The sequence below is a fragment of the Methylobacterium brachiatum genome (assembly GCF_900113845.1).
GTDB lineage: Bacteria > Pseudomonadota > Alphaproteobacteria > Rhizobiales > Beijerinckiaceae > Methylobacterium > Methylobacterium brachiatum.
The window spans coordinates 1-25,954 of sequence record NZ_FOQW01000021.1; the positions used below are offsets into that span (position 1 = coordinate 1).

Consider the following 25,954-nt stretch of genomic DNA (forward strand, 5'->3'; position numbering starts at 1 on the left):
GGCCTCGGCTGCCTCGGCATGGGCGACCAGCCGGTCGAGCCAGTCGCCGAACACCTGGGCGTCGGAGTTGAGCAGGACCACGGCCTTGCCCTGGCGCAGACTGAGCCCGCGATTGACCGAGCGGACGAAGCCGAGGTTTTCCCGGTTCTCGACGAGGTGGAACAGGCCGCGCCCGGCGAGGTCCTTGAGGTCGGCGGTGAGGTCCGGGTCGGGGGACCGGTCGTTGACCGCGAGCAGGGTGAACGGGGTCTTCTGCGGGGCGGCGAGGCAGGCGTGGATGGCGCGCAGGGTCTCGCCGCGGCCCTTGTAGACCGGCATGATCACGACGACCCGGGCCTGGGCCAGGGTGAGGGCGCGGGGCAGGCCGTCCCAGTCCTGCGGCTCGGGGGCCTCCATGGCCGGCCAGCTGCCGAGATCCTCGGGGCAGCCCATCAGCCCGGCGGCGCGCCCGGTGCGCACGTAGTGCAGGAACGGCGATTCACCCGGCGCAAGAAGATGCCCGTAGGTCTCCGCGTAGAACGCGATCGAGAAGGTCTTGCTCGGGTCACGACCCTCGTGCTGGCCGTAGGCGACGAAATGGGCGAGCGGGCCGCCCGCGGCGCCGGCGACGTCGGGATTGCGCTTGGCGTAGAACGCCGCATCGAAATACGGCTCGAACAGCCGGGCCTGCTCGGCCAGGGCGTCCGCCTCGGAGGGCGGTGGGCCGTAGCGCGGGTCGAACCGCCCGGCCGCGATGTCGACGCCGTGCAGCAGTGCCGTCGCGAGGTGGTGGACCAGGGGCGCGATGCCGGTCTCGCGCACCCAGGGATGGGCGTCGCCATAGGCGGTCCCGTTGAAATCGGGGCGCGGGTTGCGGCCCTGTCGCCAGCCGGTGTCGCAATAGTCGCGGACCGCGTCGACATCCTCGGCGAGGCCGTAGCGTTCCCGGTAGAAGGCGTGGTCGAAATGCAGCGCCGCCAGCCCGGCCTGCAGGTCCAGGGATGCCGCCCGGTCCAGGGGCTCCCGGCCGATCGCGCCGAGCCAGAGCGTGTCCTCCACGGGCGGACGCGCCGGGCGCAGGCCGCAGACCCGCAGCAGCGCGTCCAGCGTCGAGCGCCCCGGGCCCGGATCGCGCAGCTCCCGCCAGCCGCTTGTGGCGAAGTGCAGATAAGGTGCGGCCTCCCGCACGTCCGGGTAGGTCGCTCGGTACCAAGCCTCGTCCACGGCCGGGACGTTCAGCCTGTCCGTCCCCGAGAACGGCTGTTTGCCCATCAGCAGCGTCTCGGCGACGGTGCGGAAGAACGGGTCGCCGAGCACCGCCCGGCTGCCGGCCCGCGCCTGCACGAAGCCGGCCGGGTCGAAATCCTGGCGCGGGCTGCGCATCGCCCGCCAACCGCCGCTCACGTAGCTGCGCAGCAGCTCGGCGTCGGAGGCCGCGTCCGACCCGTCCAACCCTTGCCGGTAATACGCGGCGTCGAAATAGGGACCGATCGTCTCGGCCTGAAGCGCGACGAGATCCGCCGGCTCGGGCCGGGCCGGGCCGCCGTGCAGGACGTAGTGCACCAGCGGGTTCTGGGTCGCGTAGGAGATGCCCCGGGTCAGGCAATAGGCCAGGGTGTCGAAGTGCGGCGACGGCTCACGGCCCTCGCGCCAGCCGGAGGCCATGTAATGGGCCGCGGGGTCGACGCCGGCCGCCCGCAGGTCGGGGTTGTTGGCGAGGTAGAAGGCCCCGTCCACGAGGCGGCGGGCCAGGCGCTCGGCCTGTTTCGTGTCGGGCCGGGGCAGGGCACCGCCCTTCGCGCGCTGCGCCGTCACCCAGTGCAGAAACGGGTTGATGCCGGCCCGGGCGAGATACGGCCGTGCGGCGAGGTAGTCGGCGGTGCAAAAGTCCGGTCGCGGGTCCCGGCCCTCGCGCCAGCCGGCCACGAGGTAGTCCCGCACCGGATCGGCCGTGATGCCGTACCAGCTCGCGTAGAAGCCGGCATCGACATACGGCTCCAAAGCCGCGACCAGACGCGCCTCGAGGTCGCCGCCGGCGCCCGCGGCGAAGCGAGCCTGCAGGGCGGCGGGCCTGCCCAGCGGGTCGCTGAGCCGGCGCCAGCCGAGGCGCAGGGCGCGGGCGGAGTCGAGGGCGCCGCGCGCGACGGGCCGGCCGATGCGGCGCTTGAACCGCCCGAAGGTCGGGGGCAAACCGAGGCGCATCTCAGGGCTCTGCGGGGAAACGTGCGCCGCGTGCCGTCACGAGACGCGGCATCCGGCAGCCGCCTTCGGGGTCGACGCGGTCGAGGCGCGGGTCTCGGATCGGCTCATGGTCGGCAGCGTCGGGGCGTGCGAGGCGCGGAGGCGGGCCTCGCATTCTTCGCCCGTCGAACTAACGGAACCGGCGGAGTCCGTAAACCATGGGCCGGCCCGTCCCCGACCCGCGCGGCTGCGCGACCCGGCATGGCCGCTTGTCGGGGACCGGGGCCCGCGATATCGAAACGCCGGCCTCGCGCACCGTGTCGGGTTATCGGACCCGGCACGGTGCGCGAGGTCTATGCTTCACATCGCCTTTTTCCGAAAGCCGGCAGCCACCTTTCGGGACGATGCTGTATCGGGACCGAATCGACGCCATGCCCCGCCGCGCGGGCTTTCCAGTCCGGTCTTCCTTCGCGAGCGATCCCTTCGATGCCGCGCCGCGGACCCCTCGACCTCGAACAGGCCGACGCCGCCGCGGTGGGGCGGGTAAGAGCGGCCGGAGCCCGGCCCGTGCCTGAACCGACGCTGGGCCGCCTCATGATCGGCATCACCCTGTTCCGGCCGAGCCCGGACCAGGTGGATCGGGTGCTGGCGCAGGCCGCCTCCGGATGCGCCGGGGTGATCGCCTTCGACGATGGCGGTCTGGCCGAGGCGGATGCGGAGCGCCTCACCCGGGCCGGGGTGACCGTCCTGTCGGCGGGGCGCAATCTCGGCATCGCGGAGGCGCTCAACCGGATCGCCGCGGCGGCCCGGCCGGCCGGCGCCGAGACCCTGCTGCTGCTCGACCAGGATGCCGAGCCAGAGACCGGGCTGGCCGCGGCGCTGCTGGCCGCCCGCGAGCGGCTTCGGGCGGCCGCGATCCCGGTCGCGGTCGTGGGGCCGGCCCCTGCCCCCGCCCCCGGCCACAAGGCGCCATCCTACCCGCCCCGCCCCGGCGCACCGGCCTGCGGCGCCCTCTCTCAAGCCTGCGCCCCGGTGCAGTTCCTGGCGACCTCGGGCTCGCTCATCGACCTCGACGCCCTCGCCCGGATCGGGCCGTTCCGCGCCGATTTCTACATCGACGGCGTCGAGCTCGAATGGTGCTTTCGCGCCTGGAGCCTGGGTTACGGCTGCTACCTGGCCCGGGACGTCGCGATTCCGCACCGGGTCGGCGGCGGGGTGATCCGCGGTTTCGGGATCGCGATGCCGCGCCAGCCCCTGTTCCGCATGGCGACCTACCTGCGCAACGCGGTCTATGCCTGGCGCCTGCCGCACGTGCCCCTGCGCTGGAAGCTCGCCCAGGCCGCCTACCTGCCGCTCCAGGCCGGCCTGTACTGGGCGGATTCGGGCTGGCGGCCGGCCGTGCTGCTGCGGCTGCTCGGGGCCGTCCGCGACGGCGCCCTCGGGCGCCTCGGCCCGCCCCGGGATCGCCCATGACCGACCGCGCCGCCCTCGACGTGGTGATCGTCAACTGGAACGGCGGCGCCCTCCTCCGCGCCTGCCTGGCGAGCCTCGCATCAGTCCGGGAGGCCGCATCCGTGCAGGTCATCGTGGTCGACAACGCCTCGCAGGACGGCTCGGCGGACGATCTGCCCGCCCTGCCCCGCCCGCTCCGGCTGATCCGCAACGCCGAGAATCGCGGCTTCGGCCGGGCCTGCGACCAGGGTGCCGCCGCCGGGGACGCCCCGGCGATCCTGTTCCTCAACCCGGACACGCAGGTCGCCCCCGACGCCCTGCTCGTGGCCCTGGACGCCCTGATGGCCGATCCGCGTACCGGGATCGTCGGCGCCCGGCTGGTCGACCCGGACGGGCGGACCGCCCGCTCCTGCGCCCGGGCGCCCACCGGTCTCGGCCTCCTCGGCCGCGCCCTCGCGCTCGACCGGCTTGGCCTCGTCCGGCCGCATTTCCTGCGCGAATGGGATCACGCCGACGACCGGGCCGTCGGCCAGGTGATGGGCGCGTTCCTGATGATCCGCCGGGACCTGTTCGCGGCGCTGGACGGCTTCGACCCGCGCTTCTTCGTCTACTGGGAGGATGCCGACCTCTGCACCCGCGCCCGCGCCGCCGGCTTCGCGGTGCGGCACGTGGCCGGGGCGGTCGCCCACCATGTCGGCCAGGGCACGACCCGGCAGGCCCGGGCGCGGCGCCTGTTCTACTTCCTACGCAGCCAGATCCTCTATGCCGGCAAGCATCACGGCCCGGCCGCCGCCCTCGCCCTCACCATGGCGAGTTTTTGCGCGCAGGTGCCGCTGCGGCTCGCCCTGGCGCTCGCCCGCCGCTCGCCGCAGGAGGCCGTCGAGGTGCTGCGCGCGGCCGGGCTCCTGGCGGCAGCGCTACCCGGCCTTGCGCCAAAACTTCTGCGGGGCCGGTGATCAGCGGCCGATATGGGCCACGGAGGCGATCTCCACGAGGGCGTCGGGCTTCACGAGGCCGCACTGGATGCAGTAGCGCGCCGGCTTCTCGCCCGGGAAGTATTCCGCGTAGACTGCGTTGATCGCCGCGTAATCGGACCAGTCCTTCAGGAAGACGTGGTTGAAGGTCACGTCGTCCATCGTGCCGCCCGCGGCCTCGACCACGCCCTTGATCGTCTCCAGCACGTGCCGGGCCTGGGCGCCCGCGTCGCCGACATGGACGACGTTGGCGTCGGCATCGAGCGGCAGCGTGCCCGAGACGTACAGCACCCCGTCGGCCAGGGTGCCGGGCACGTAGGGGGCGAGCGGCTTGCCGGTCCCCGGCGGTATGACAACCTGCTTCGGCATTTCTTTTCCGGACTTGGCGTTGCGGGTTCGGAGACGGCGGGTGGTTTATTCGGCGGCGGCGCGGGTCTGCGCGCCGAGCGCCGCCTCGAACGACGCCACGTCCGAGACCCAGCCGAAGAAGGTCTCGATATTGGCGAGCGCCCCCTCGTGCAGGCTCCGCGGCCCGGCCTGGTGGGTGGCATCCGCCAGGACGATCCCGAAATACTCCCGGTGGTAGCCGTCCCGCAGGGTCGACTCGACGCAGACATTGGTGGCGATGCCGGTGAAGACCAGCGTGTTCACCCCCCGGGCCCGCAGGATGCTGTCCAGCGGCGTGTTGTAGAAGCCGCTGTAGCGCGGCTTGCCCAGCACGATGTCGCCGGGCTCCGGCTTCAGGGCGTCCACCAGGGCGTAGTCCCAGGACCCCTTCGCGAGGAGCTGCGCGTTCATCTCCGGCCGCCGCCGCATGGTCTTGAGGGCGTTGGACTTGTGCCAGTTCGGTGAGCCCGGGCCGCCGGCCTCGACGTAATCCGGATCCCAGCCGTTCTGGAACCACAGGATCCGGATGCCCGCGGCCCGGGCCGCCGCCACCGCCTTAATGATCCGGGCGATCACCGGGCCGGTCTCCGAGACGTCGAAGCCCGCGAGGTCGAGATAGCCGCCCGGGCTGGCATAGGCGTTCTGCATGTCGACGACGATCAGCGCCGTCGCGGCCGGATCGAAGGCGATCGGCTCGGGCCGGGCCGGCAGGATGACGCCGCCGTGGCGGCCATGGGCGTCGTGGAATCCGGCTTGCACGTCCATCACGCGACCTCGGCGAGCGGTGTCGGCACGACGTGCCGGCGGGATTGCATCAGCGGCTGGATCCGGGTCCCGAAGGCGTCGAGCCCGTTGAGGAAGTCGTCGAACACCAGCAGCACGCCCTCCACCCCGTCGATCGTCATGATCGCGTCGAGCATCTCGGCCACGTGGGCGTAGCTGCCCACCAGGGTGCCCATGTTGAGGTTCACCGCCGAGGTCGGGTCGGCGAGCTGGCGGACGTTCGTGTCGCTGCCGGACTTGGTGTCGGCCGCGCCCTGGATCCCGAGCCAGGCGATCGCCTCGGCATCGGCCCCCGCCTTGTAATGCTCCCAGGTCGCCATCGCGGCGGCGTCGGTCTCGTCGGCGATGATCATGAACAGCGCGTAGGCGGTCACGTGCCGCCCAGTCTTGGCCCTGGCCTCCGCCAGCCGCTCCACCACGGGCGCGAAGGCGGTGGGGGTGTTGACCCCCTTGCCCAGGCAGAAATTGTAGTCGGCATATTGCGCCGTGAAGGCCATGCCGGCGCCGCTCTGGCCGGCGCAGATGATCTTCATCGGCGCCTGCGGCCGGGGGCTCAGGCGGCAATCGTTCATCTGGAAGAACGTGCCCTTGAGGTCGCTGGCCCCCGTCTCCCACAGCTCGCGCAGAACCTGAGCATATTCCGACAAGTAGTCGTATCGCTTGGAGAAATACTCCTCGCCGGGCCACAGGCCCATCTGGTCGTATTCCGGCTTCTGCCAGCCGGTGACGAGGTTCAGGCCGAAGCGCCCGTCCGAGATCGAATCGATGGTCGCGGCCATGCGGGCGACGATCGCGGGCGGCATGCACAGGGTCGCCGCGGTGGCGAACAGCTTGATCCGGGTGGTCACCGCGGCGAGCCCCGCCATCAGGGTGAACGATTCGAGGTTGTGGTCCCAGAACTCGGTCTTGCCGCCGAAGCCGCGCAGCTTGATCATCGACAGGGCGAAGTCGAGCCCGTGCGCTTCCGCCTTCAGGGTGATCTGCTTGTTGAGCGCGAAGCTCGGCCGGTATTGCGGGGCGTTCTCCGACAGCAGCCAGCCGTTGTTGCCGATCGGGATGAACACCCCGACGCTCATGGGAGCAACGTCCTTGGCCGGGACCGCCCCGGGGCGGCCCTCCGCGTCTGCCTGGCTCTGCGTCATCGCCCTCTGCCCCCCGCGACCGAGTCCCGCAGGACTGAGTCGGTCGCCGGGACGCTCGCAAAACCGGGGCGGAGAATCAAACCCGCGCGCGGGTTCGGGGCGGAAAATGCCACTCTTTCCAGCGACTTGCACAACCGAAGCGCGACGCCTGCACATCTCGCACGCGCAGTGCTTGCCGACCGGCCGCATCCATCTAGATGATCCGTCGGCTCAGGTGTCTCGTGGGAGGCGCTTGATCGGAGTGACCGTCGATGCGCGCGTGGCTCGCCCTCCTGCTGATCCTCGGCCTCGCGGGGCCGGCCCTGGCCGATGACGGCGCCCGGGCGGCGGCCCGGGCGGTGATCGCCAAGCAGGTCGAGGCGCTCGGGCGCGACGACGCGCCGACCGCCTATGCCCAGGCGGCCCCGGCGATCCAGGAGCTGTTTCCGAACGCCGACCTGTTCATCGGCATGGTCCGCAACCAGTACCGTCCGGTCTACCGCCACCGCAGCTTCGTGTTCGGCGAAGGCCGGGATACCGGGGAGGCGGGAATGGTGCAGTCGGTGGCGATCCAGGACGAGTACGGCGTCGACTGGACCGCCGAGTACAGCCTCGCCCGGGACGCGGACGGGGCCTGGCGCATCACCGGCTGCCGCCTGATCAAGGCGCCGGGCACGAGCGCCTGACCGGCGCCCGCGGTTCCGCCGGCCTACGCGGCGAGGGCCACGGCCTTCCGGATCGTCCCGTCAAGCGCGACGTGGACCGTGTGGCGTACGCCGTCCTTGTCGGCCGGAAGCTCGAAATGCTTGGGCTTCCGCTCCGGCACGCCGGCGACCGCGTAGCCCGCCGCCTCCGCGGCCCGGACCGCCCGGGCGGGATCGGCCGGCGGATGGGCGTGCTTCTCCTTCTCGGGCCAGTCGATCGTGCGGGTCGAGCCGTCCGCCAGGGTGAGGCGGGTGACCTTGATTGCGCAGGGCTTTTTCGCGCCCTGCAGCGCGACCCGGTCGCCGACCGCGAGGGCGATGCCCGCGGCGCCCTTCGGGCCGAGATCCGCCAGGATCCGCCCCCCTGCCCCGTCGAGGGCGAACCGGTGCCCGAACACGGCCCAGACGGTGCCGGCGGCTTCATGCGAATCGGTTCTCGTATCGGTCATGGTGGTGATCCTGTGGTGGGTGCCGGCATTGGCGGGGTCGTTTCCGAGCCCCGCCGGCGTGGCGAGGCGCTATCGGGCGTCGGCGGGCCGCAGCGTCCCGAGCTTGTCGACGAGCTGCAGGGTGATGTCGGCGCAGGTCTTCATCGAGTCCTCGTCGGCGCATTTCACGTCGATCCGGGTGTCGCCCCGCTCGAGGCGGAAATGCGCGCCCTTCGGCGGCGGAGGCGGCGGCGGCGGACCGTCGGGGCCCGGGCCGCGCTGGGGACCGCCGGGGGGCGGCGGGGGCGGCCCGTCCGGACCGGGACCGCGCCGGGGACCGCCCGGGGGCGGAGGCGGCGGGGCGCCGGCCTCGGGACCCGGCCGCGGGCCGCCGGGCGGCGGGGTCTGGGCGATCGCCGCGGTGCCGAGCAGCAGCGCTGCGGCGCCGGCCAGGGCGAGGGGTCGAACGGCACGGGTTCGAATCATGTCGGCTCTCTTTCCGAAGGCACCCCGCAGGCGGGGTCGGGCCGCCCCCGCGGCACCGGCCGGTCGGGCCGGGGTTCCTCGGGGGTGATCCGGTTCTAGGCGTGGCGGCGCAACCGGTCCTGAACCGGCCCGTTCAGGCCCGGTTAAACCGCGGACCCCCCTCGGCCGCGCCAAGCTTTCGACAGGTCCGCCCGCATCGTGTAGAGGGGGCGCCTTCCTCCCGGAGGCCCCTGTGCTCCACGTCTCGACCCGCGGCGAGGCCGCGCCGCTCTCGTTCTCGGATGCGCTCCTCGCAGGCCTCGCCCGCGACGGCGGACTCTACGTGCCGCAGACCTGGCCGCAGATCGGCCCGGCGGAGATCGCCGCGCTGGCCGGCAAGCCCTACGCGGAGGCCGCCAAGCGCGTGCTGCGCCCGCTGATGGATGGCGAGATCGCCGGTCCGGACCTCGACCGGATGATCGACGAATCCTACGCCACCTTCCGGCACCCGGCGGTCTGCCCGCTGACCCAGCTCGACGACAACCTGTTCCTGCTGGAGCTCTTCCACGGGCCGACGCTCGCCTTCAAGGACGTGGCGATGCAGCTGCTCGGGCGGCTGATGGACCATGTCCTCGCCAAGCGCGACACCCGCGCCACCATCGTGGGCGCGACCTCGGGCGATACCGGCTCGGCCGCCGTCGAGGCCTTCGGCGGCCTCGACCGGGTCGACATCTTCATCCTCTACCCGCACGGGCGGGTCTCCGAGGTCCAGCGGCGGCAGATGACCTCCGTGCCGGCCCAGAACGTCCACGCGCTGGCGGTGGACGGCACCTTCGACGATTGCCAGAACCTCGTCAAAGCCCTGTTCCAGCACGCCGAATTCGCCGATGCGGTGCGCCTGTCCGGGGTCAACTCGATCAACTGGGCCCGGGTCGCGGCGCAGGCGGTCTACTATTTCACCAGCGCGGTGGCGCTCGGCGCGCCCCACCGGCCGGTCTCCTTCGCGGTGCCGACCGGCAATTTCGGCGACGTGCTCGCCGGCTGGGTCGCCAAGCGGATGGGCCTGCCGATCGAGCGGCTGATGATCGGCACCAACGCCAACGACATCCTGGTGCGCACCCTGGAGCACGGCGCCTACGAGCTGCGCGGCGTGGTGCCCACGACCTCGCCCTCCATGGACATCCAGATTTCTTCGAATTTCGAGCGGCTTCTGTTCGAGGCGCTCGGCCGCGACGCCTCGGCCCTGTCGCGGCTGATGGCCGGGCTGAAGCAGTCCGGCGGCTTCTCCCTGAGCCCGGACGTCCTGGCCACGGTCCGCTCCGAGTTCGATGCCGTCGCCGTGCCCGAGAGCGACGTGATGGAGGAGATCGCCCTGACCCAGGCCGCCACCGGGATCGTGCTCGATCCCCACAGCGCCATCGGGGTGCGGGCCGGCCGCCGGCTCCTGGAGAAGGACCCGGCCACCCCTGTCGTCGCCCTCGCCACCGCGCACCCCGCGAAATTCCCGGACGCGGTCGCGAAGGCCACGGGCGGCCTGCGCCCGGCCCTGCCGCCGCACCTCGCCGACCTCATGGACCGGCCCGAGCGCATGACCCCGGTGGCCAACGACCAGGCCGCGGTGGAGCGGCTGATCCGCGAGCGCGCCCGCATCACGAAGGGTGCCTGAGCCCGCGATGAACCAGCATTTCTCCACGCACGCCGCCTCCCCGGACCTGCGCACCACGCGGCTCGCGAACGGTGTCACGGTGGTCACCGAGCCGATGCCCGGGGTGGCGACCGCCAGCCTCGGCGTCTGGGTCGGCGCCGGCTCGCGCAACGAGCGGGCGGATGAGGCCGGCCTGTCCCACCTCATCGAGCACATGGCGTTCAAGGGCACCCGCACGCGCACGGCCCAGAAGATCGCCGAGGAGATCGAGAATGTCGGCGGCGAGATCAACGCCGCCACCTCCACGGAGGGGACGAGCTACACCGCCCGGGTGCTCGGTGAGGATGCCGGCCTCGCCCTCGACGTGATCGGCGACATCCTCACCGATTCGGTGTTCGATGCCGGCGAGCTCGCCCGCGAGAAGGGCGTGATCCTGCAGGAATACGCCGCCGTCGAGGACACCCCCGACGACGTGGTCTACGACGCCTTCACGGAAGCCGCCTTCCCGGACCAGCCGGTCGGCCGGCCGATCCTCGGGCGGCCCGAGACGATCCGGAGCTTCGACGAGGCCGGCATCCGCGCCTATCTCGCCCGGGAATACACGCCGGACCGCATCGTCGTGGCCGGGGCCGGCGCGGTCACCCACGAGGCGATCGTCGCGGCCGCCGAGCGCCATTTCGGCGCCCTGCCGGCGACAGTGGCGCCCGCGGCGGTGGCGGGGCTCTACGGCGGCGGCGAGCGGCGGATGCCGCGCAAGCTCGAACAGGCCAACGTCGTGATCGGCCTGCCCGGCCTGTCGTTCCGGGACGAGCGCTACTACGCGCTGCACATGTTCGCCCAGGTGCTCGGCGGCGGGCTGACCTCGCGGCTGTGGCAGGAGGTGCGCGAGACCCGCGGCCTCGCCTACGAGATCCAGGCCTTCCACTGGCCGTTCTCCGATTGCGGCCTGTTCGGCATCGGCGCCGGGACCGCCGGGGCGGACCTGCCCGAGCTGGTCGACGTGACGCTGGCGGCCACGGCCCGGGCCGCCCGCGACCTCGCCGAGCCCGAGATCGCCCGGGCCAAGGCGCAGCTGAAGGTGTCCCTGCTCTCGGCGCTGGAGACGCCCGGTGGGCGCATCGAGCGCAACGCCCGCCAGATCCTGGCCTGGGGCCGGGTCATTCCCGCCGGGGAGGTGATCGACAAGGTCGACGCCGTCACGGTGGCGGATGTGCGGGCCGTCGCGGCCGACATGCTCAAGGGCGCGCCGACGCTGGCGGCGATCGGCCCGATCCGCAAGCTGCCCACCCTCGACCGGATCGCCGCGGCCCTCGGCGCAGCCTAGGGCCGCGTTCCGGGTGCCGAAGCCGGGGCGACGCGCCAGGCCTTTGATGGGGCAGCCTCTTTTCCGAAAGCCGGACGCCGCCTTCCGGGACGAGGCTGTGAAATCCACCGCAAACCCGCCCCGGCCGGGCGCCGCCCCCGCGCACCCAACTTGATTTGGCCGCAAAGGGGCGCGATCCGCGGGGTCCGGATCCGGACCGGGGCGGCTGCCCCGGGATCGGGGCCGTTCTATCGATCGCGGCCGCCCGGGTGGCCGATGCCGAAGCTCGCACGGCCGGAACTCAAGACACCCTTGCGCATCCTCGCCCTCCTCCTGACCCTGGTCGGTGCCCTGTCGCTGGCCGTCTCGGCGAGCGCTCCGGCCCTGGCCGTCGAGGCGGTGCGCGTCACCCTCGACGCGCCGGTGATCGACCTGACCACCGCGATCGAGCGCTACCGCTCGGACGGGGACCTGATCCAGATCTCGACGGCACCGGGCAAGGACGGCATCGTCCGCCGCATCGTCGTGAAGGCGCGCGATGCCGGCGCCCGGCCCGACTGGATCGTGTTCGCGCTCACCAACGACACCGACGAGCAGATCGACCGCATCCTGGTGGCGCCGCATTTCCGGCTGGTGGATTCCGGGGTGATCTGGCCCGATCTCGGCGGCTCGCGGATCGCCGCCATCACGGCGAGCCAGGGCATCCGCCCGGAGCGCGACGAGAACCCGGAAGCCGACCAGTTCACCATCACGCTGGATCCCGGCACGACCGTCACCTACGTCGCCGAGCTGCGCGGCCCCAACGTGCCGCAGCTGCACCTGTGGGATCAGGACGCCTATCGCCGCAAGACCGCCGGCCTGACCCTGTACAAGGGCATCATCATCGGCATCAGCGGGCTGCTGGCCCTGTTCCTGACCATCGTGTTCGTGGTCAAGGGGGCGATCATCTTCCCGGCCGCCGCGGCTCTGGCCTGGTCGGTGCTGGCCTATGCCTGCATCGATTTCGGCTTCCTGCAGCGGGTCTTTCCCGTCACCGAGCTCGCCGAGCGAGTCTACCGGGCCTCCGCCGAGGCGGTGCTCGGGGCGACGCTGCTGGTCTTCCTGTTCGCCTACCTGAACCTCGCCCGCTGGCACGTGCGCTACAGCCACGTGGCGTTCTTCTGGCTCGCCTTCCTGGCGGGCCTCGTCGGCCTGGCGGTGTTCGACCCGCCCGTGGCGGCCGGGGTGGCGCGCATCTCCATCGCGGCCGTGGCCGGGATCGGCCTGCTCTTGATCGTCTACCTCGCCGCCCATAACGGCTACGACCGCGCCATCCTGCTGGTGCCGACCTGGCTGCTGCTGGTGGTCTGGGTCACGGCCGCCGGCTTCGCGGTCACCGGCCAGATCGGCAGCGACCTGGTGCAGCCGGCCCTGATCGGCGGCCTCGTGCTGATCGTGATGCTGATCGGCTTCACGGTTCTCCAGCACGCCTTCGCGGGCGGCGGCCTCAGCCACGCCCTGGTCTCGGATACCGAGCGGCGGGCCCTGGCGCTCACCGGCGCGGGCGACGTGGTGTTCGACTGGGACGTGCCCGCCGACCGGGTCTTCGCCGGCCCCGAGATCGAGGCCCAGCTCGGCCTGCCCCGGGGCACCCTGGAGGGCCCGGCAACGAACTGGCTCGGCACGCTCCACCCGTTCGACGTGGAGCGCTACTCGGCGGCCCTCGACACGGTGATCGAGGAGCGGCGCGGGCGTATCGTCCACGATTTCCGCCTGCGCTCGGCCGCCGGCACCTATTTCTGGTACCGGCTGAAGGCGCGGCCGGTGATCGGCGCCGACGGCGAGGTGATCCGCGTGGTCGGCACCATCGCGGACGTCACCGAGATCAAGACCGCCGAGGAGCGCCTGCTCCACGACGCCGTGCATGATAGCCTGACCGGCCTGCCCAACCGCGAGCTGTTCGGCGACCGCCTCGACGCGGCTCTGGCCTTCGCGGGCCAGGACCAGCGCCTCCGGCCCACCGTGATCGTGCTCGATGTCGACCGGTTCAAGGGCATCAACGACGCCATCGGCCTGTCGGCGGGCGATTCGATCCTGCTGACCCTGTCCCGCCGGCTCGGCCGCCTGCTGCGGCCGCAGGACAGCCTGGCCCGGATCTCCAGCGACGAGTTCGCCGTGATCCTGCTGTCCGAGCGCGACCCCGACCGGATCCTGGCTTTTGCCGAGATGATCCGCCGGGCGATCGCCACGCCGATCACCTATGCCGACCGGGAGATCTTCCTCACCGTCTCGATCGGGCTCGCCCTCTACGAGGCCGGCGCCAACCTCAAGCGCGACGAGGTGTTCAAGAGCGCCGAGATCGCCATGATCCAGGCCAAGCGCAACGGCGGCGACCGCATCGAGGTGTTCCGCGCCCATATGCGCACCGACCGCTCCGACCGGCTGATGCTGGAGAGCGACCTGCGCAAGGCGATCGAGCGCAACGAACTCCGGGTGCTGTTCCTGCCGGTGGTCCGCCTCGAGGACCGCACCGTGGCGGGGTTCGAGACCGTCCTGCGCTGGGACCATCCGAAGCTCGGTCGGATCCCGGCCTCGACCTTCATGCCGCTGGCCGAGGAGAGCGGCTTCGTGGTCAATCTCGGCATCTTCGCCCTGGAGCGCACCGCCCTGGAACTCGCCGCCTGGCAGCGCTCCCTCGAGGTCGAGCCGCCGATCTTCGCGGCCTGCAACCTGTCCTCGCGCCAGCTCCTGCGCCACGACCTGCTGCACGACGTGAAGACCGTGCTGGCCCGCTCCGGGGCCCTGCCCGGCTCGCTCAAGCTGGAATTCAGCGAGAGCCTGGTGATGGAGAACCCGGAATACGCCGCCCAGATGCTGGCCCGGATCCACGACCTCGGGGCCGGCCTGTGCCTGTCGGATTTCGGCACCGGCTACTCGGCCCTGTCCTACCTCCAGCGCTTCCCGTTCGACACGATCAAGGTCGACGCGACCTTCGTGCGCCAGATCGGCACCGGCCAGACCGCGATCCTGCGCTCCATCGTCCGGATGGCGAGCGAGTTGAACCTCGCCATCGTGGCGGAGGGCTGCGAATCGGAGGGCGACGCCCAGGCGCTGGCCGGCCTCGGCTGCGAATACGCCCTCGGCCCCGCCTTCGGCGAGCCGATGACCATGCTCCAGGCCCGCCAGATCGTCGGCGCCGCGCCCGAAGCCGCCTGATACAGGTTTCACCCGGCCCGAGCCGGGCTATAACCCCGCCGGGGGACAGGTCTTTCGGCAGGGGATGCGATGACGCCCGATCAGGTCCGGCTCGTCCAGGACAGTTTCGCGAAGGTGCGGCCGATCGCCGGGACGGCGGCCGACCTGTTCTACGGGCGCCTGTTCGAGATCGCCCCGGAGGTCCGCCCGCTCTTCCCCGACGACATGGCCGAGCAGAAGAAGAAACTGATGGCCATGCTGGGCCTGGCCGTGGCCAATCTCGGCCACCCGGAGACCGTGGCCCCGGCGATCCAGGAGCTCGGGCGCAAGCACGTGGCCTACGGCACGCAGGACGCCCATTACGCCCCGGTCGGCGCCGCCCTGCTCTGGACCCTGGAACAGGGCCTCGGCCCCGCCTTTACCCCCGAGGTCCGCGAGGCCTGGACCGAGACCTACACGCTGGTGGCCGGGTTGATGAAGGGCGCGGCGGCGGAGGCCGCCTGAATACCCCCGAATGTCGCCGATCGATTTAAGCCCCCTTCAAGGGTAGACCCTTGAGTAGGTTGAGGGACGTTCCTCGTATAACGCCGAGTCACAGCATCCGACTGTTAGCCGCGAACCAAAGCCAGAAGCGGCTCGAACGAGTACATCGCCGGCCGTCGACCTGCCGACGGGGAAACAACCTCCAGAAGCTTGGCATCCTGCAAAGCTCGTACAAATCGGTAAGCGGTCGCTGAGGGTATGCCCGACCTTGTAGTAAAGACGTTGTTTCGAAACACCGGTCTCGTAAAAACGAAGTCCAGCGCAGCGACGCCCCACTGAGAGGATAGAACGGATCTAAATTGATCCTTCATTTCCTCATATAGCGATCTAATCTGTTCTGCGACTTGTAGATTTTTGTGAGCTTGAGCCTCAATTGCCTGAAGAAAGAAAATTATCCATTCAGTCCATTCGTTGTTCGCAGAGACCGCACGCATCTTGTCTATGTAATCGTCTCTGCGCTGTTCAAGGTAGCCGCTCATATAGAAATATGGTTCAGATATTTTTCCATGTTTCCAAAGCATCAAGGGAATTAGCATTCGCCCGATGCGGCCATTGCCATCCTTGAATGGATGTAGCGCTTCAAATTCTAGATGCACCAATGCCGTGCGTATCAATATCTCCCAATCAGGGTTGTCCATGAACGTCATCATGGTATCCAGCCCGTCATTTAGATTTTCTGGGCGGATTGGCACAAATAAGACTTTGCGTCGAGATCTATCGACCAAATAGTTTTGTTCGGTTTTAAATTCCCCGGGTGACATTGTTGCCCCGCGGCCATATCCAAGGAGGACATTGTGCGTTGACCGGAGGAGAAATTTAGATATTGGCTGACCATCCTTAATTCTTTCCTGACTAAGGCGGAGGGCGCGGCTATAAAGCCATACCTCGATAGCCTCACTTCTGTATTTCGTCTCGGCGTCGCCCTCGCTGTCCTCTCTGTCAGCCTCATACCGTAGCACCTCATCCAAGGTACTCACGGTCCCTTCCATGCGTGATGAGACGACAGCTTCTTGGCTCTGCAATGGCGCAAGAAGCAGGCTGCTATTGTGCAAGCCCTTCAGCATCTGGTCGTAGCGTGCCAACGCCTCGGAGGCGCTGGACACCAGCATCATCAGCCGCCCGTAGTCGATGCTTGCCGGGGGGAACCTGTCGTAGTGGTACGGAACGGCATCGCGCAGATCGTACCCGTTCGGGGAGGGCTGGTTCACGGTTTGGCTCTCAAAAAGTGGCCGGTTTGATAGGCAACGGCTTTTGATTGCAGCTAGCGCAAAACAACGCCGCTTGTCTATCAAGAATCTGCGTTTCTGATAATCAAACCGTTTTGCTTCTTACGCCTGACAGGCAAACTCGGTTGCCTTTCAAAATTCGTCAGAAATGAAAATCAAATAACGCGTGGCAGTAGCAAGGTCATCAAGTGCCTGTAAAATAAGATGTTTTTGAATTCGTACGAATAGTGACGAATGCCACGCTTTGATGCGATAGGGGAACGATGCTCAGCCTTGCCGCTGCGGCCGTGAGCTGCGGAAAAGACCGATATGGTAGGCCGTGTGCGGGTAGCGCTGTCGGCAGTTCTGCTGTAAAAATTCAATGTCGCGAGACGTGCGCCGAGCTGCAGTTGACTGCGGTTTGTCGCTTGACGTAGTTCCGAGACTTGCCGAGGGCTTCCACGGCACTGGACCGGGAGAACCGCTTGCGGTAGTTCCTAGGTTGACCCAGTAGGTCACTAGCCCCGGCGGAAACCGCGCGGGGCTTTTTCATGCCCGCAGGCGCCTCGTCGCTCCGTTTGCGGATCCGCAAGGCTAAGACGCGATCACTCCCGCCCTTTTCTATTTGCCTATTCCGCCCGAGGACGCTCTCCAAATCGAGCGAATCGATGCCCCCAGTTCCCATTCGGTTAAGCCAGCAGGCCCAAGTCTGAGCCGAAGACCGCTCAAGAGGGCTTCCAGCAATCTTCCCCGAAACGCACCGATCGACCGGGAGAATGCCGCCGATCGGTTTAAGTCCCCCTTAACCATGTCCGCGCAAGCTCCTGTTGACAGGCGGGCCCTCCGGCGCCCGTGAAGGGGATGGCGGATGGCCGAGGCGGCGAGGCGTTACCAGCAGGCGGGCAGCTCGGATCTCGTGCGTCGTCTGATCGCCCGGCCGGTCCGGCTGGAGCAGCAGGCCCGGACCCGGTTGCCCCTGCCCGGCCAGGAGGCCCGCGGTCCCAGCGTCCCCCAGGACGACCTGCTCGCCGAATCGGACGAGGCCGACGAGATCGCCCGGCTCGAGACCGAGCTGCAGGTGATGAAGGCGGTGCTCCGGGCCCAGCGGCAGGAGGTCGAGGCCCTGCGGGCGCAGCGCCAGCTCCTGACCGAGTCCGCGGCGAGCGACGACGTCCGGGCGACCCGCGAGCGCTGGGCGTCCCTGGTCGACACGCTGCTGATCCGCGCCCGGTGATCCCTCTCCAGACCAAGCGGGGTACGGCCATGGGCGCGCGCTGCTCGCTCGTCGTCAACGGCCGGTCGGTGCGCGTCTCGACCGGCGACACGCCACTCGAGGCGGCGCTCGCCGAAGGCATGATCGCGCCCGTCCAGGCGCAGCTCGCCAACCAGCTCGCCGGCCAGGGCAGCGCCGCGCCGTCGAGCCGCCGCCCGCCGGCCCGTCGCGCCCGGGCCGAGGCCCTGCGGCCGAGCCTGCCCGGCGCCCCGATCCTGGGCCAGGAGGAGGCGCCGCCCCCGCCGGTGGCGATCCGCAAGGGCACCGTCTCGGAGATCCGCCGGCTCTGCCCCGGCATCGTCGAAGTGGTGGCCACCCTGACCCGGCGCCCGAACCTCGAACCGGGCCACCAGGCCCTCGTCACCTTCGCGGGCCTGCCCGCGATGACCCTGTCCCCGACCCTGCGGATCGACGGCTCGGCCGAGATCAACGAGGCGGTGTTCCACATCCCCCGCGATCCCGAGGGCGGCCCGGTCGACGCGATCCGCCTCGACCAGCCGGTGCGCCTGAAGGGCCCCGTCGGCCGCGGCCAGTACCGGCCCGGCGGCGGGCGCCTCGTGCTGGTGGCGGCCGGGGCCGGCTTCGGCCCGATCTGGGCGATCGCCCGGGCGGCCCGCTACATCGAGCCCGCCCGCGAGATGGCCCTGGCGGTGGGCGCCCGCGACGCCCTCGACCTCTACATGCGCGAGAGCCTGGACTGGCTGCGCCGCACCGGTGTCGGCCGGATCGTGCTCTGCGCCGATCGCGGCCGCCAGCGTCCGCCGGACGTGCGGTCCGGGCCGCTCACCGCCCACCTGCCGAGCCTGCGCGCCACCGACGTCGTCCACGTGGCCGGCGACATCGCCACGGTCGGCGCCGTGCAGGTGCTCGCCGCTTCCGTGGGCGCGCGCTGCTACCCGATCGTGCTCGACTGAACCCCGCAGTCCCGGCGCCCGGCCGAGCGGATTCCCCGATGCTCCGCGTGCTCTGCCTCGGCTACAGCGTCACGGAGCTGCCGGGCTATGTCGAGCGGGCCAACGCCCTCGCCGCGGCCGAGGGGCGGCCGGTCACCTTCCTGCGCAGCGGCTGGGGCGGGCATTCCCTGCCCGCGATCGCCTGCCTGATCGACGAGATCCTCGACGCGATCCCCTGCGACCATGTCCTGCTGGAGCTGTTCACCGGCAACGTCCGCTACTTCGACGGCGCGACGATGCGGGCCTATCTGGACGACATCCTGGCGGCGACGGCGCGCCGGAACCTGCCGGTGGCCTTCCTCAACCTCCACCAGGGCGGGGTCGATTACGCGGCCGAGCCCGTCGCCGGCCTGCTCGGCGCGTACCGCGCCCTCTACGGCATCCCGTATCTCGATATCGCCGCCCCGGTGGCCGAAGCGGGGGCGGGCGACATCACCTACCTGCTGAAGGACGGGACCCATGTCGCCCCGGCCGGGGCCGAGCTCTACGGCACCCTGGTCTACGCCCTGATGCGGGCGCCGCCCCCGGGCCGCGCCTATCTCGACCGGTTCCGGGGCTTGCCGGTCCGGTTCGACTCGCTGCCCCTGCGCACCCTCCCCGGCCTGGAATGCGGGTTCGACCTGCGCCGCAACGGCATCCCGCTGCACTTCCTGGAGATTCCCGAGGGCGCGAGCGTCGAGATCCCGCTCGGGCGCCCGCGCCACGTGATTGGCCTGCTCGTGACCTACGGGCCGCGGGCGGGCACGCTGACGATCCGGGATCCGGCGCGCGGGCGGACCCGCGCGATCACCGCCTACGACGAAGTCTCGTATTACACGCGCTCGGTCTACCGCAGCGCCGTGTTCCCGGCCGCGCGGTCCCTGACGATCACGCAGGAGGCCGCGCTGCCGGACATCGCCCTGCGCAAGGGCGAGCCGGACCGGGGCGCGCGGCTCGGGCGGGTGTCGCACGTCTTCGTCCGGCGCCGGCTCGGGCTCGCCGAGCGCGTCGCGCTGCTCCGCCACCGGCTCTGGCGCCGGCTGAAGGGTTTCCGAAGGGCCTGAGGCCCTTCGGCGGGGTGTCGGGGCAGGCCCCCGACTTCGGGCGAAGCCCGATAAGGCCGGGACGTCAGCTCAGGCGGACGCGCCAGATCTCCTCGGCGTATTCGCGCATCGACCGGTCGGACGAGAACCACGCCATCCGGGCGGTGTTGCGGATCGCCTTGGCCCACCAGCCGCGCGGGTCGCGCCAGGCGGCGTCGATGGAGCGCTGCACCCGCCAGTAATCGTCGAAATCGGCGGTGAGCAGGTACTGGTCGCGCTGGCGCAGGTCGTCGGTGAGCGGCCGGAACCGGCCCGGCTCCTCCGGCGAGAACCGCCCGGAGGCGATCATGTCCAGCGCCGCCGCCAGCCGCGGCGAGGCCTGGATCGCCGTCGCGGCGTAGCCGGGCTCGGCCTCACGCGCCTGCACCCCGGCCGCGTCGAGGCCGAAGATGAAGATGTTGTCCGCCCCGACATGGTCGCGGATCTCGATATTGGCCCCGTCCAGCGTGCCGACCGTGAGCGCGCCGTTGAGGGCGAACTTCATGTTGCCGGTGCCCGACGCCTCCATCCCGGCGGTGGAGATCTGCTCCGACAGGTCGGCGGCCGGGATGATCGCCTCCGCCAGGCTCACCGAGTAGTTCGGCAGGAACACCACCTTCAGCCGGCCGGCGACGTCCGGATCGTCGTTCACCGCCTTGGCCACGTCGCAGGCGAGCTTGATGATCAGCTTGGCCCGCACGTAGCTCGGCGCCGCCTTGCCGGCGAAGATCTTCACCCGGGGCGTCCAGTCCCGGTGCGGCTCGGCCTTGATCGCCTGGTAGAGCGCCACCGTCTCGACGACGTTGAGCAGCTGGCGCTTGTATTCGTGGATGCGCTTGACCTGGACGTCGAACAGCGCGTCCGGGTCGATGTCGGTGCCGGTGCGCTCGGCCACGAGCTTGGCGAGCGCCTCCTTGCGCTGCCGACGCACGGCGGCGTAGCGCGCCACGAAGGCGGGATCCTCGGCATGGGCCTCGAGGCCCCGGAGCAGCTCGGGATCGTCGAGAACGCCCGCGCCCACCGTCTCCACGGCGAGCCGGGTGAGGCCCGGATTGGCGTTGTGGAGCCAGCGCCGGAAGGTGATGCCGTTGGTCTTGTTGACGATCTTGTCCGGATCCAGGGCGTGCAGCGGCGCGAACACCGTGGACCGCATCAGGTCGGTGTGCAGCGCCGAGACGCCGTTGACCCGGCGGGAGCCGTGGAAGGCGAGGTGCCCCATCCGCACCCGGCGGCCATGGGCCTCGTCGATCAGCGAGATCGAGGCCAGGTAGGCGGCGTCCTGGTGGGCGGCGTCCTGGCGGCCGTGCTTGGCCTGCTCCTCGAGATGCATCCAGTTGATCAGGTAGATGATCTGCATGTGGCGCGGCAGCAGCCGCTCCATCAGCTCCACCGGCCAGGTCTCCAGCGCCTCGGGCAGCAGGGTGTGGTTGGTGTAGTTCAGCGTGTTGGTGGTGACGTGCCACGCATCCTCCCAGGAGAGGTCGTGGTCCTCCATCAGGATGCGCATCAGCTCCGGCACCGCGATGGCCGGGTGGGTGTCGTTGAGCTGGATCGCGGCGTGGTCCGGCAGGGACCGCACGTCGCCGCGCTCCGTGACGTGGCGGGCGATGAGGTCCTGGAGCGAGGCCGAGGTGAAGAAGTATTCCTGGCGCAGGCGCAGCTCCTGGCCGTCGGCCGAGGAATCGCTCGGATAGAGCACCCGCGAGATCGCCTCGGCGCGCATGCGCGCCGCGACCGCGCCGACATGGTCGCCGCCGTTGAAGCGGGCGAGGTCGACGGGCTCGCCGGCCTCCGCCTTCCACAGGCGCAGCCGGTTGACGTGGCGCCCGCGCCAGCCGACCACCGGGATGTCGTGGGCGACCGCCTGGACGGTCTCGGCCGGCTGCCAGTGGCGGCGGATCACGCCCTCGCCGGGCGAGGACAGGGTGACGGTGCCGCCGAAGCCGATCCTGTAGGTCGCGTCCGGCCGGACGAACTCCCAGGGGTTGCCCTCCGCGAGCCAGGTCTCCGGCGCCTCGCGCTGCCAGCCATCCTCGAAGGATTGGCGGAACAGGCCGTGGTCGTACCGGATGCCGTAGCCGATCGCCGGTATGCCGATGCTGGCCATGCTGTCCATGAAGCAGGCGGCGAGCCGCCCGAGCCCGCCATTGCCGAGCGCCGCGTCGGGCTCGGCATCCTGCACGGCGTCGAGATCGACCCCGAGCTCCCGGAGCGCCGCCCGGGTCGTCTCGGTGAGGCCGAGGTTGTTCATCGCGTCCGACATCAGCCGGCCGATCAGGAATTCGAGCGAGAGGTAGTAGACCCGCTTGTTCGGCACGGCCTTCTCGGAGGCCATGCAGGCCGCCACGATCCGCTCGCGCAGGGCCAGCGCGGTGGCGGCGAACCAGTCGCGCGGACGGGCGTTCTCGGGCGTCCGGCCCAGCGCGAAGCTGAGCTTGGCGCGGATCGATTCCCGCAGGTCGACCACGGAATCGCCGGTCTGGGACAGGAGCGGCGCGGTCCAGGCGGCGGGCGCCGGGATCTGGGAAGCGCTGTCGTCGCGCGAGGCGTCCCGCGGGGCGGGCGGAGTGAGAACGTCGTTCAGCACGTGCAGGTCCCCCAAAGTCGGCTCCCTGGATGCTAGCGCCAGGGGTATCGTGGGCGGATTATCTCTTTTGATGGATTGCCACCGCGTGAACGGGCGGACATCCGAGCCCCGAAGCCGCGACTGTGCGGCCGGCTTCCGGGCGAAGTCGTGGCAGCGCCGCCCCGACCGGGGTGCGCGACTACGCGGCCAGAGATATGGCGCGACTACGTGACATTCTAGACACAACGGCCGGCCCGGCCAGCCCGCATCGCGCGCATCTGAGCCGTCGCCAGCGCGCGGCTCAGCGGTTAACCCTGCACCCGGGGATTCGCGAGGGGCAGCATGACCGAGACCGTCTGGTGGAAGCGTGGGACCGTCTACCAAGTCTATCCCCGCTCGTTCCAGGACACGAACGGCGACGGGGTCGGCGACCTGCCGGGCATCACGGCGCGGCTGGACTACCTCGCCTGGCTCGGGGTCGACGCCGTGTGGATCTCGCCGGTCTACCCCTCGCCCATGGCGGATTTCGGCTACGACGTGGCCGATTACTGCGGCATCGACCCGTTATTCGGCACGCTCGCCGATTTCGACGCACTGATCGCCGAGGCCCATCGGCGCAAGCTCAAGGTGATCCTCGACTTCGTGCCCAACCATTCCTCGATCGCGCATCCGTGGTTCGCGGAGAGCCGGTCGTCGCGGTCGAGCCCGAAGCGGGACTGGTACATCTGGCGCGACCCGGCCCCGGGGGGCGGTCCGCCGAACAACTGGGTGTCGAATTTCGGCGGCCCGGCCTGGACGCTCGATGCGGCCACCGGCCAGTACTATTACCACGCCTTCCTGGCCGAGCAGCCGGACCTGAACTGGCGCAACCCCGCCGTGCGGGCCGCGATGCACGACGCCCTGCGCTTCTGGCTGGAGCGCGGCGTCGACGGGTTCCGGGTCGACGTGATCTGGCACCTGATGAAGGATGCCGGATTCCGCGACAACCCGGCCAATCCCGACTACGCGCCGGGCACGCCCGAGATCAACCGCTTCACCCAGGTCTATTCCGCCGACCGCCCGGAGGTGTTCGACGTGATCGCCGGGATGCGGGCGGTGCTGCGCCAGTACGGCGAGCGGGTGCTGATCGGGGAGATCTACCTGCCGATCGAGCGGCTGGTGGCCTATTACGGCCCGGACCTCACCGGCGCCGACCTGCCCTTCAACTTCCAGCTGATCCAGACCCCGTGGCGGGCCGACGCGGTCGCCGACCTCGTGGCCAATTACGAGGCGGCGTTGCCCGAAGGCGGCTGGCCGAACTGGGTGCTGGGCAACCACGACCAGCCGCGGATCGCCGCCCGGGTCGGCGAGGCCCAGGCGCGCATCGCCGCGATGCTGCTGCTCACCTTACGCGGCACCCCGACCCTCTATTACGGCGACGAGATCGGCCTCGGCCACGTCCCGATCCCCCCGGGGCGCGCCCAGGACCCCTGGGAGCGCAACGAGCCCGGCCACGGCCGCGACCCGGAGCGCACGCCGATGCAGTGGGACGAGTCTCCGCAGGCCGGCTTCTCCACCGCGGAGCCGTGGCTGCCCCTCTCCGAGGATTGGGCGACCCGCAACGTCGAGAGCCAGCGCTCGGACCCCGGTTCGATGCTGACCCTGCACCGGCGGCTCCTGGCGCTGCGGCGCGACCATGCGGCGCTCGCGGTCGGCGACTACCGGGGGCTGCCGGTCGAGGCCGCGGACGTGTTCGCCTACGAGCGCAGCGCCGACGGGGAGAGCCTGCGGGTGATCCTGAACTTCGGCGATGCCCCGCAGAACCTGCCGCTGCCCGAGGGCGATTGGGGCGTGCTGCTCTCGACGCTCGCCGGCCGGGCGGGCGAGCGGATCCGGGCGCACCTCGCCCTCGCACCCGCCGAGGGGGTGATCCTGCGCCGGGCCTGAGGACCCGGCCCTCCCCTGCCATCTCTTGTCGCAGTGCAGCGTAGTCATCAAGCTGTGGCCGAATCTGTAACCGATGCTTAAGGCTGTCCCTGGCCTATTTTGTGCGTCGCAGCGGAACTGTTGCGACGAAGGAGCATTGGACATGGTTGAGGCCGTGACAGCCGTGTCTGCCCGATCCTCTGCCCGACCGGGGCATCCCGCCCGGCCAGGATCGATGCCCATGCACGACGCGCTTCGCGGTGGTTCGCTCGCCGACGAGTCCTTCGGCGAGAGCGGCGGTGCCGCAGCGCAGTTCACCAACCCGGCCTGGCCGGCCTCGCTGCGCCGCCGCATCCTCTACGCCACCCCGGAGATGGCCGATTTCGTGAAGACCGGCGGCCTCGGCGAGGTCTCGGCCGCCCTGCCCCGGGCCCTGGTGCCGCATTACGACATCCGCGTCCTGATCCCCGGCTACCGCCAGGTCCGGGCCGCCTTCCCGGAGATCCCGGTGGTCGCCCGGCTCGAGGGCTTCGCGGGCGTCCCGCCCTGCGACCTCGGCCTGGTCGAGGCCGCCGACGGATTGCGCATCTACGTCCTGCTGGCGCCCGAGCTCTACGAGCGCGATGGCACGCCCTACGGCGACGCCCACGGCGATTTCGGCGACAACGACCTGCGCTTCGCCCGCCTGAGCCTCGCGGCCGCGGAGATCGCGTCCGGCGCCGATTCCGACTGGGCCGCCGACCTGCTGCACCTCAACGACTGGCAGGCGGCCCTCGCCCCGGCCTACCTGGCCTGGCGCGGCCGGCGCATCCCGAGCGTGCTGACCATCCACAACCTCGCCTATCAGGGCCTCTTCCCCCGTGACAGCCTGGGCCGCCTCGGCGTGCCGGATTCGGCCTTCCAGGTCGACGGCGCCGAGTTCTACGGCCAGCTCTCCTTCCTCAAGGCCGGCATCTTCTACGCCTCGCAGGTCACCACGGTGAGCGAGACCTATGCCCGCGAGATCCAGACCCCCGAGATGGGCTGCGGTCTCGACGGGCTGCTGCGCACCCGCGCCGGCCAGGGCCGGCTCGCCGGCATCCTCAACGGCATCGACGAGAGCTGGGACCCGAGCACCGACCAGCACCTCGCCACCCGGTTCGAGGTCGACGACTGGAAGGGCAAGCGCGCCAATGCCGAGGCGGTGCGCCAGCAATTCGGGCTCGCGGTCTCGCGCGGGCCGCTCTTCGCCATCGTCTCGCGCCTGGTGCACCAGAAGGGCATCGACCTCAGCCTGCAGGCGGCCGAGGCGATCGTGGCCGAGGGCGGCCAGCTCGTGGTGATCGGCCAGGGCGAGGGCCGGTTCGAGCAGGCCCTGCGCGGCCTGTCCAAGCGCCACCCCGACGCGGTCGGCGTCCATGTTGGGTTCGAGGAGGCCCAGGCCAGGCGGATGTTCGCCGGCAGCGACTTCCTGCTGATGCCCTCGCGGTTCGAGCCGTGCGGGCTCGCCCAGATGTACGCCCAGCGCTTCGGCTCCCTGCCGATCGTGCACCGCACCGGGGGGCTGGCCGACACGGTCGAGGACGGGGTGACCGGCTTCACCTTCGCGGAGGCCTCGGCCTCGGCCTTCGGGTCGGCGGTCCGCCGGGCCTTCGAGGCGTTCGGCCAGAAGAAGCGCCTCAACGCCATGCGCCGGCGCGCCATGGCCGCCCGGTTCGGCTGGGACCAGGCCGCCGACAGCTATGCCGGCCTCTACGCCCGCGCCATGGGCAACAGCCCGGCGCTGCGCTGGCGCGCGGCGTAAGGCCGGGTTTCCAAAGGGCTCAGCCCTTTGGCGGGGGGGCGGGGGCTGGGAAGCCCCCGAGACACCAGG

The 25,954-nt window shown here is 70.5% G+C and carries 20 protein-coding genes; 12 read left to right on the plus strand and 8 right to left on the minus strand.

Going from position 1 to position 25,954, the window contains the following annotated elements:
* Positions 1-2,181 (minus strand): glycosyltransferase family 2 protein (locus tag BMZ47_RS23300; RefSeq protein ID WP_139221053.1); only part of this gene is annotated, 2,181 nt, incomplete at its 3' end.
* A gap of 546 nt (positions 2,182-2,727) precedes the next feature.
* Between BMZ47_RS23300 and BMZ47_RS23305 the strand changes: the two genes are divergently transcribed.
* Both BMZ47_RS23305 and BMZ47_RS23310 read left to right on the plus strand, forming a co-directional pair.
* Positions 2,728-3,633, plus strand: a complete 906-nt coding sequence (locus BMZ47_RS23305) for a glycosyltransferase family protein (protein ID WP_244536918.1) — start codon at positions 2,728-2,730, stop codon at positions 3,631-3,633.
* Positions 3,630-4,568, plus strand: a complete 939-nt coding sequence (locus BMZ47_RS23310; protein ID WP_091864412.1) for a glycosyltransferase family 2 protein — start codon at positions 3,630-3,632, stop codon at positions 4,566-4,568. The genes BMZ47_RS23305 and BMZ47_RS23310 overlap by 4 nt, the downstream gene beginning before the upstream one ends.
* On the opposite strand, the gene rutC is transcribed toward BMZ47_RS23310, so the two are convergent.
* The 3 genes from rutC to rutA are packed head-to-tail and all read right to left on the minus strand — an operon-like array spanning position 4,569 to position 6,832.
* A complete protein-coding gene (rutC, locus tag BMZ47_RS23315; protein ID WP_091864413.1) occupies positions 4,569-4,955 on the minus strand; it encodes a pyrimidine utilization protein C in 387 nt (128 codons plus the stop codon).
* Between the two features lie 45 nt (positions 4,956-5,000).
* A complete protein-coding gene (gene rutB, locus BMZ47_RS23320; RefSeq protein ID WP_091864414.1) occupies positions 5,001-5,738 on the minus strand; it encodes a pyrimidine utilization protein B in 738 nt (245 codons plus the stop codon).
* Positions 5,738-6,832, minus strand: a complete 1,095-nt coding sequence (rutA, locus tag BMZ47_RS23325) for a pyrimidine utilization protein A (protein ID WP_091864415.1) — start codon at positions 6,830-6,832, stop codon at positions 5,738-5,740. The genes rutB and rutA overlap by 1 nt, the downstream gene beginning before the upstream one ends.
* 317 nt (positions 6,833-7,149) lie before the next feature.
* Here rutA and BMZ47_RS23330 point away from each other — a divergent pair, with 317 nt between their 5' ends.
* Positions 7,150-7,563, plus strand: coding sequence for a DUF4864 domain-containing protein (locus tag BMZ47_RS23330; protein WP_091864416.1), 414 nt, complete (start codon positions 7,150-7,152; stop codon positions 7,561-7,563).
* Between the two features lie 23 nt (positions 7,564-7,586).
* Here BMZ47_RS23330 and BMZ47_RS23335 read toward each other — a convergent pair whose 3' ends face one another.
* Both BMZ47_RS23335 and BMZ47_RS23340 read right to left on the minus strand, forming a co-directional pair.
* The gene (locus BMZ47_RS23335) at positions 7,587-8,030 is read right to left on the minus strand and encodes a hypothetical protein (RefSeq protein ID WP_091864417.1); all 444 of its coding nucleotides are present in this window, start codon (positions 8,028-8,030) and stop codon (positions 7,587-7,589) included.
* Positions 8,031-8,099: 69 nt separating this feature from the next.
* Positions 8,100-8,495 (minus strand): hypothetical protein, encoded by a 396-nt coding sequence (locus tag BMZ47_RS23340; protein WP_091864418.1) that lies wholly within the window; start codon positions 8,493-8,495, stop codon positions 8,100-8,102.
* A gap of 232 nt (positions 8,496-8,727) precedes the next feature.
* On the opposite strand from BMZ47_RS23340, the gene thrC reads away from it, so the two are divergent.
* The 4 genes from thrC to BMZ47_RS23360 all read left to right on the plus strand — a co-directional run bounded on the left by thrC (position 8,728) and on the right by BMZ47_RS23360 (position 15,100).
* A complete protein-coding gene (gene thrC / locus BMZ47_RS23345) occupies positions 8,728-10,140 on the plus strand; it encodes a threonine synthase (RefSeq protein WP_007560567.1) in 1,413 nt (470 codons plus the stop codon).
* A gap of 7 nt (positions 10,141-10,147) precedes the next feature.
* Positions 10,148-11,443 carry a M16 family metallopeptidase gene (locus BMZ47_RS23350; protein WP_091864419.1) on the plus strand — a complete coding sequence of 432 codons (1,296 nt, stop codon included), beginning with the start codon at positions 10,148-10,150 and terminating at the stop codon, positions 11,441-11,443.
* A gap of 255 nt (positions 11,444-11,698) precedes the next feature.
* The gene (locus tag BMZ47_RS23355) at positions 11,699-14,617 is read left to right on the plus strand and encodes a sensor domain-containing phosphodiesterase (protein ID WP_091864420.1); all 2,919 of its coding nucleotides are present in this window, start codon (positions 11,699-11,701) and stop codon (positions 14,615-14,617) included.
* Positions 14,618-14,686: 69 nt separating this feature from the next.
* Complete coding sequence (locus tag BMZ47_RS23360; protein WP_091864421.1) at positions 14,687-15,100, plus strand: globin family protein; 414 nt, start codon at positions 14,687-14,689, stop codon at positions 15,098-15,100.
* Positions 15,101-15,204: 104 nt separating this feature from the next.
* Here BMZ47_RS23360 and BMZ47_RS23365 read toward each other — a convergent pair whose 3' ends face one another.
* Positions 15,205-16,347 carry a Fic family protein gene (locus BMZ47_RS23365; RefSeq protein ID WP_244536919.1) on the minus strand — a complete coding sequence of 381 codons (1,143 nt, stop codon included), beginning with the start codon at positions 16,345-16,347 and terminating at the stop codon, positions 15,205-15,207.
* A gap of 865 nt (positions 16,348-17,212) precedes the next feature.
* On the opposite strand from BMZ47_RS23365, the gene BMZ47_RS23370 reads away from it, so the two are divergent.
* The 3 genes from BMZ47_RS23370 to BMZ47_RS23380 are packed head-to-tail and all read left to right on the plus strand — an operon-like array spanning position 17,213 to position 19,613.
* Positions 17,213-17,578, plus strand: a complete 366-nt coding sequence (locus BMZ47_RS23370) for a hypothetical protein (protein WP_091864422.1) — start codon at positions 17,213-17,215, stop codon at positions 17,576-17,578.
* Positions 17,579-17,607: 29 nt separating this feature from the next.
* A complete protein-coding gene (locus tag BMZ47_RS23375; RefSeq protein ID WP_091864423.1) occupies positions 17,608-18,531 on the plus strand; it encodes a ferredoxin reductase domain-containing protein in 924 nt (307 codons plus the stop codon).
* Positions 18,532-18,569: 38 nt separating this feature from the next.
* The gene (locus BMZ47_RS23380; protein ID WP_091864424.1) at positions 18,570-19,613 is read left to right on the plus strand and encodes an SGNH/GDSL hydrolase family protein; all 1,044 of its coding nucleotides are present in this window, start codon (positions 18,570-18,572) and stop codon (positions 19,611-19,613) included.
* 64 nt (positions 19,614-19,677) lie between these two features.
* On the opposite strand, the gene BMZ47_RS23385 is transcribed toward BMZ47_RS23380, so the two are convergent.
* Complete coding sequence (locus tag BMZ47_RS23385; RefSeq protein ID WP_424974586.1) at positions 19,678-22,218, minus strand: glycogen/starch/alpha-glucan phosphorylase; 2,541 nt, start codon at positions 22,216-22,218, stop codon at positions 19,678-19,680.
* A gap of 321 nt (positions 22,219-22,539) precedes the next feature.
* On the opposite strand from BMZ47_RS23385, the gene BMZ47_RS23390 reads away from it, so the two are divergent.
* Both BMZ47_RS23390 and glgA read left to right on the plus strand, forming a co-directional pair.
* Positions 22,540-24,123: an alpha-amylase family glycosyl hydrolase gene (locus BMZ47_RS23390; RefSeq protein ID WP_007560579.1), complete on the plus strand. Its 1,584-nt coding sequence runs from the start codon at positions 22,540-22,542 to the stop codon at positions 24,121-24,123.
* A 220-nt stretch (positions 24,124-24,343) separates the two neighbouring features.
* Entirely contained in the window at positions 24,344-25,885 is a 1,542-nt protein-coding gene (glgA, locus tag BMZ47_RS23395) for a glycogen synthase GlgA (RefSeq protein WP_091864426.1), read from the plus strand.
* Positions 25,886-25,954: the final 69 nt, after the last annotated feature.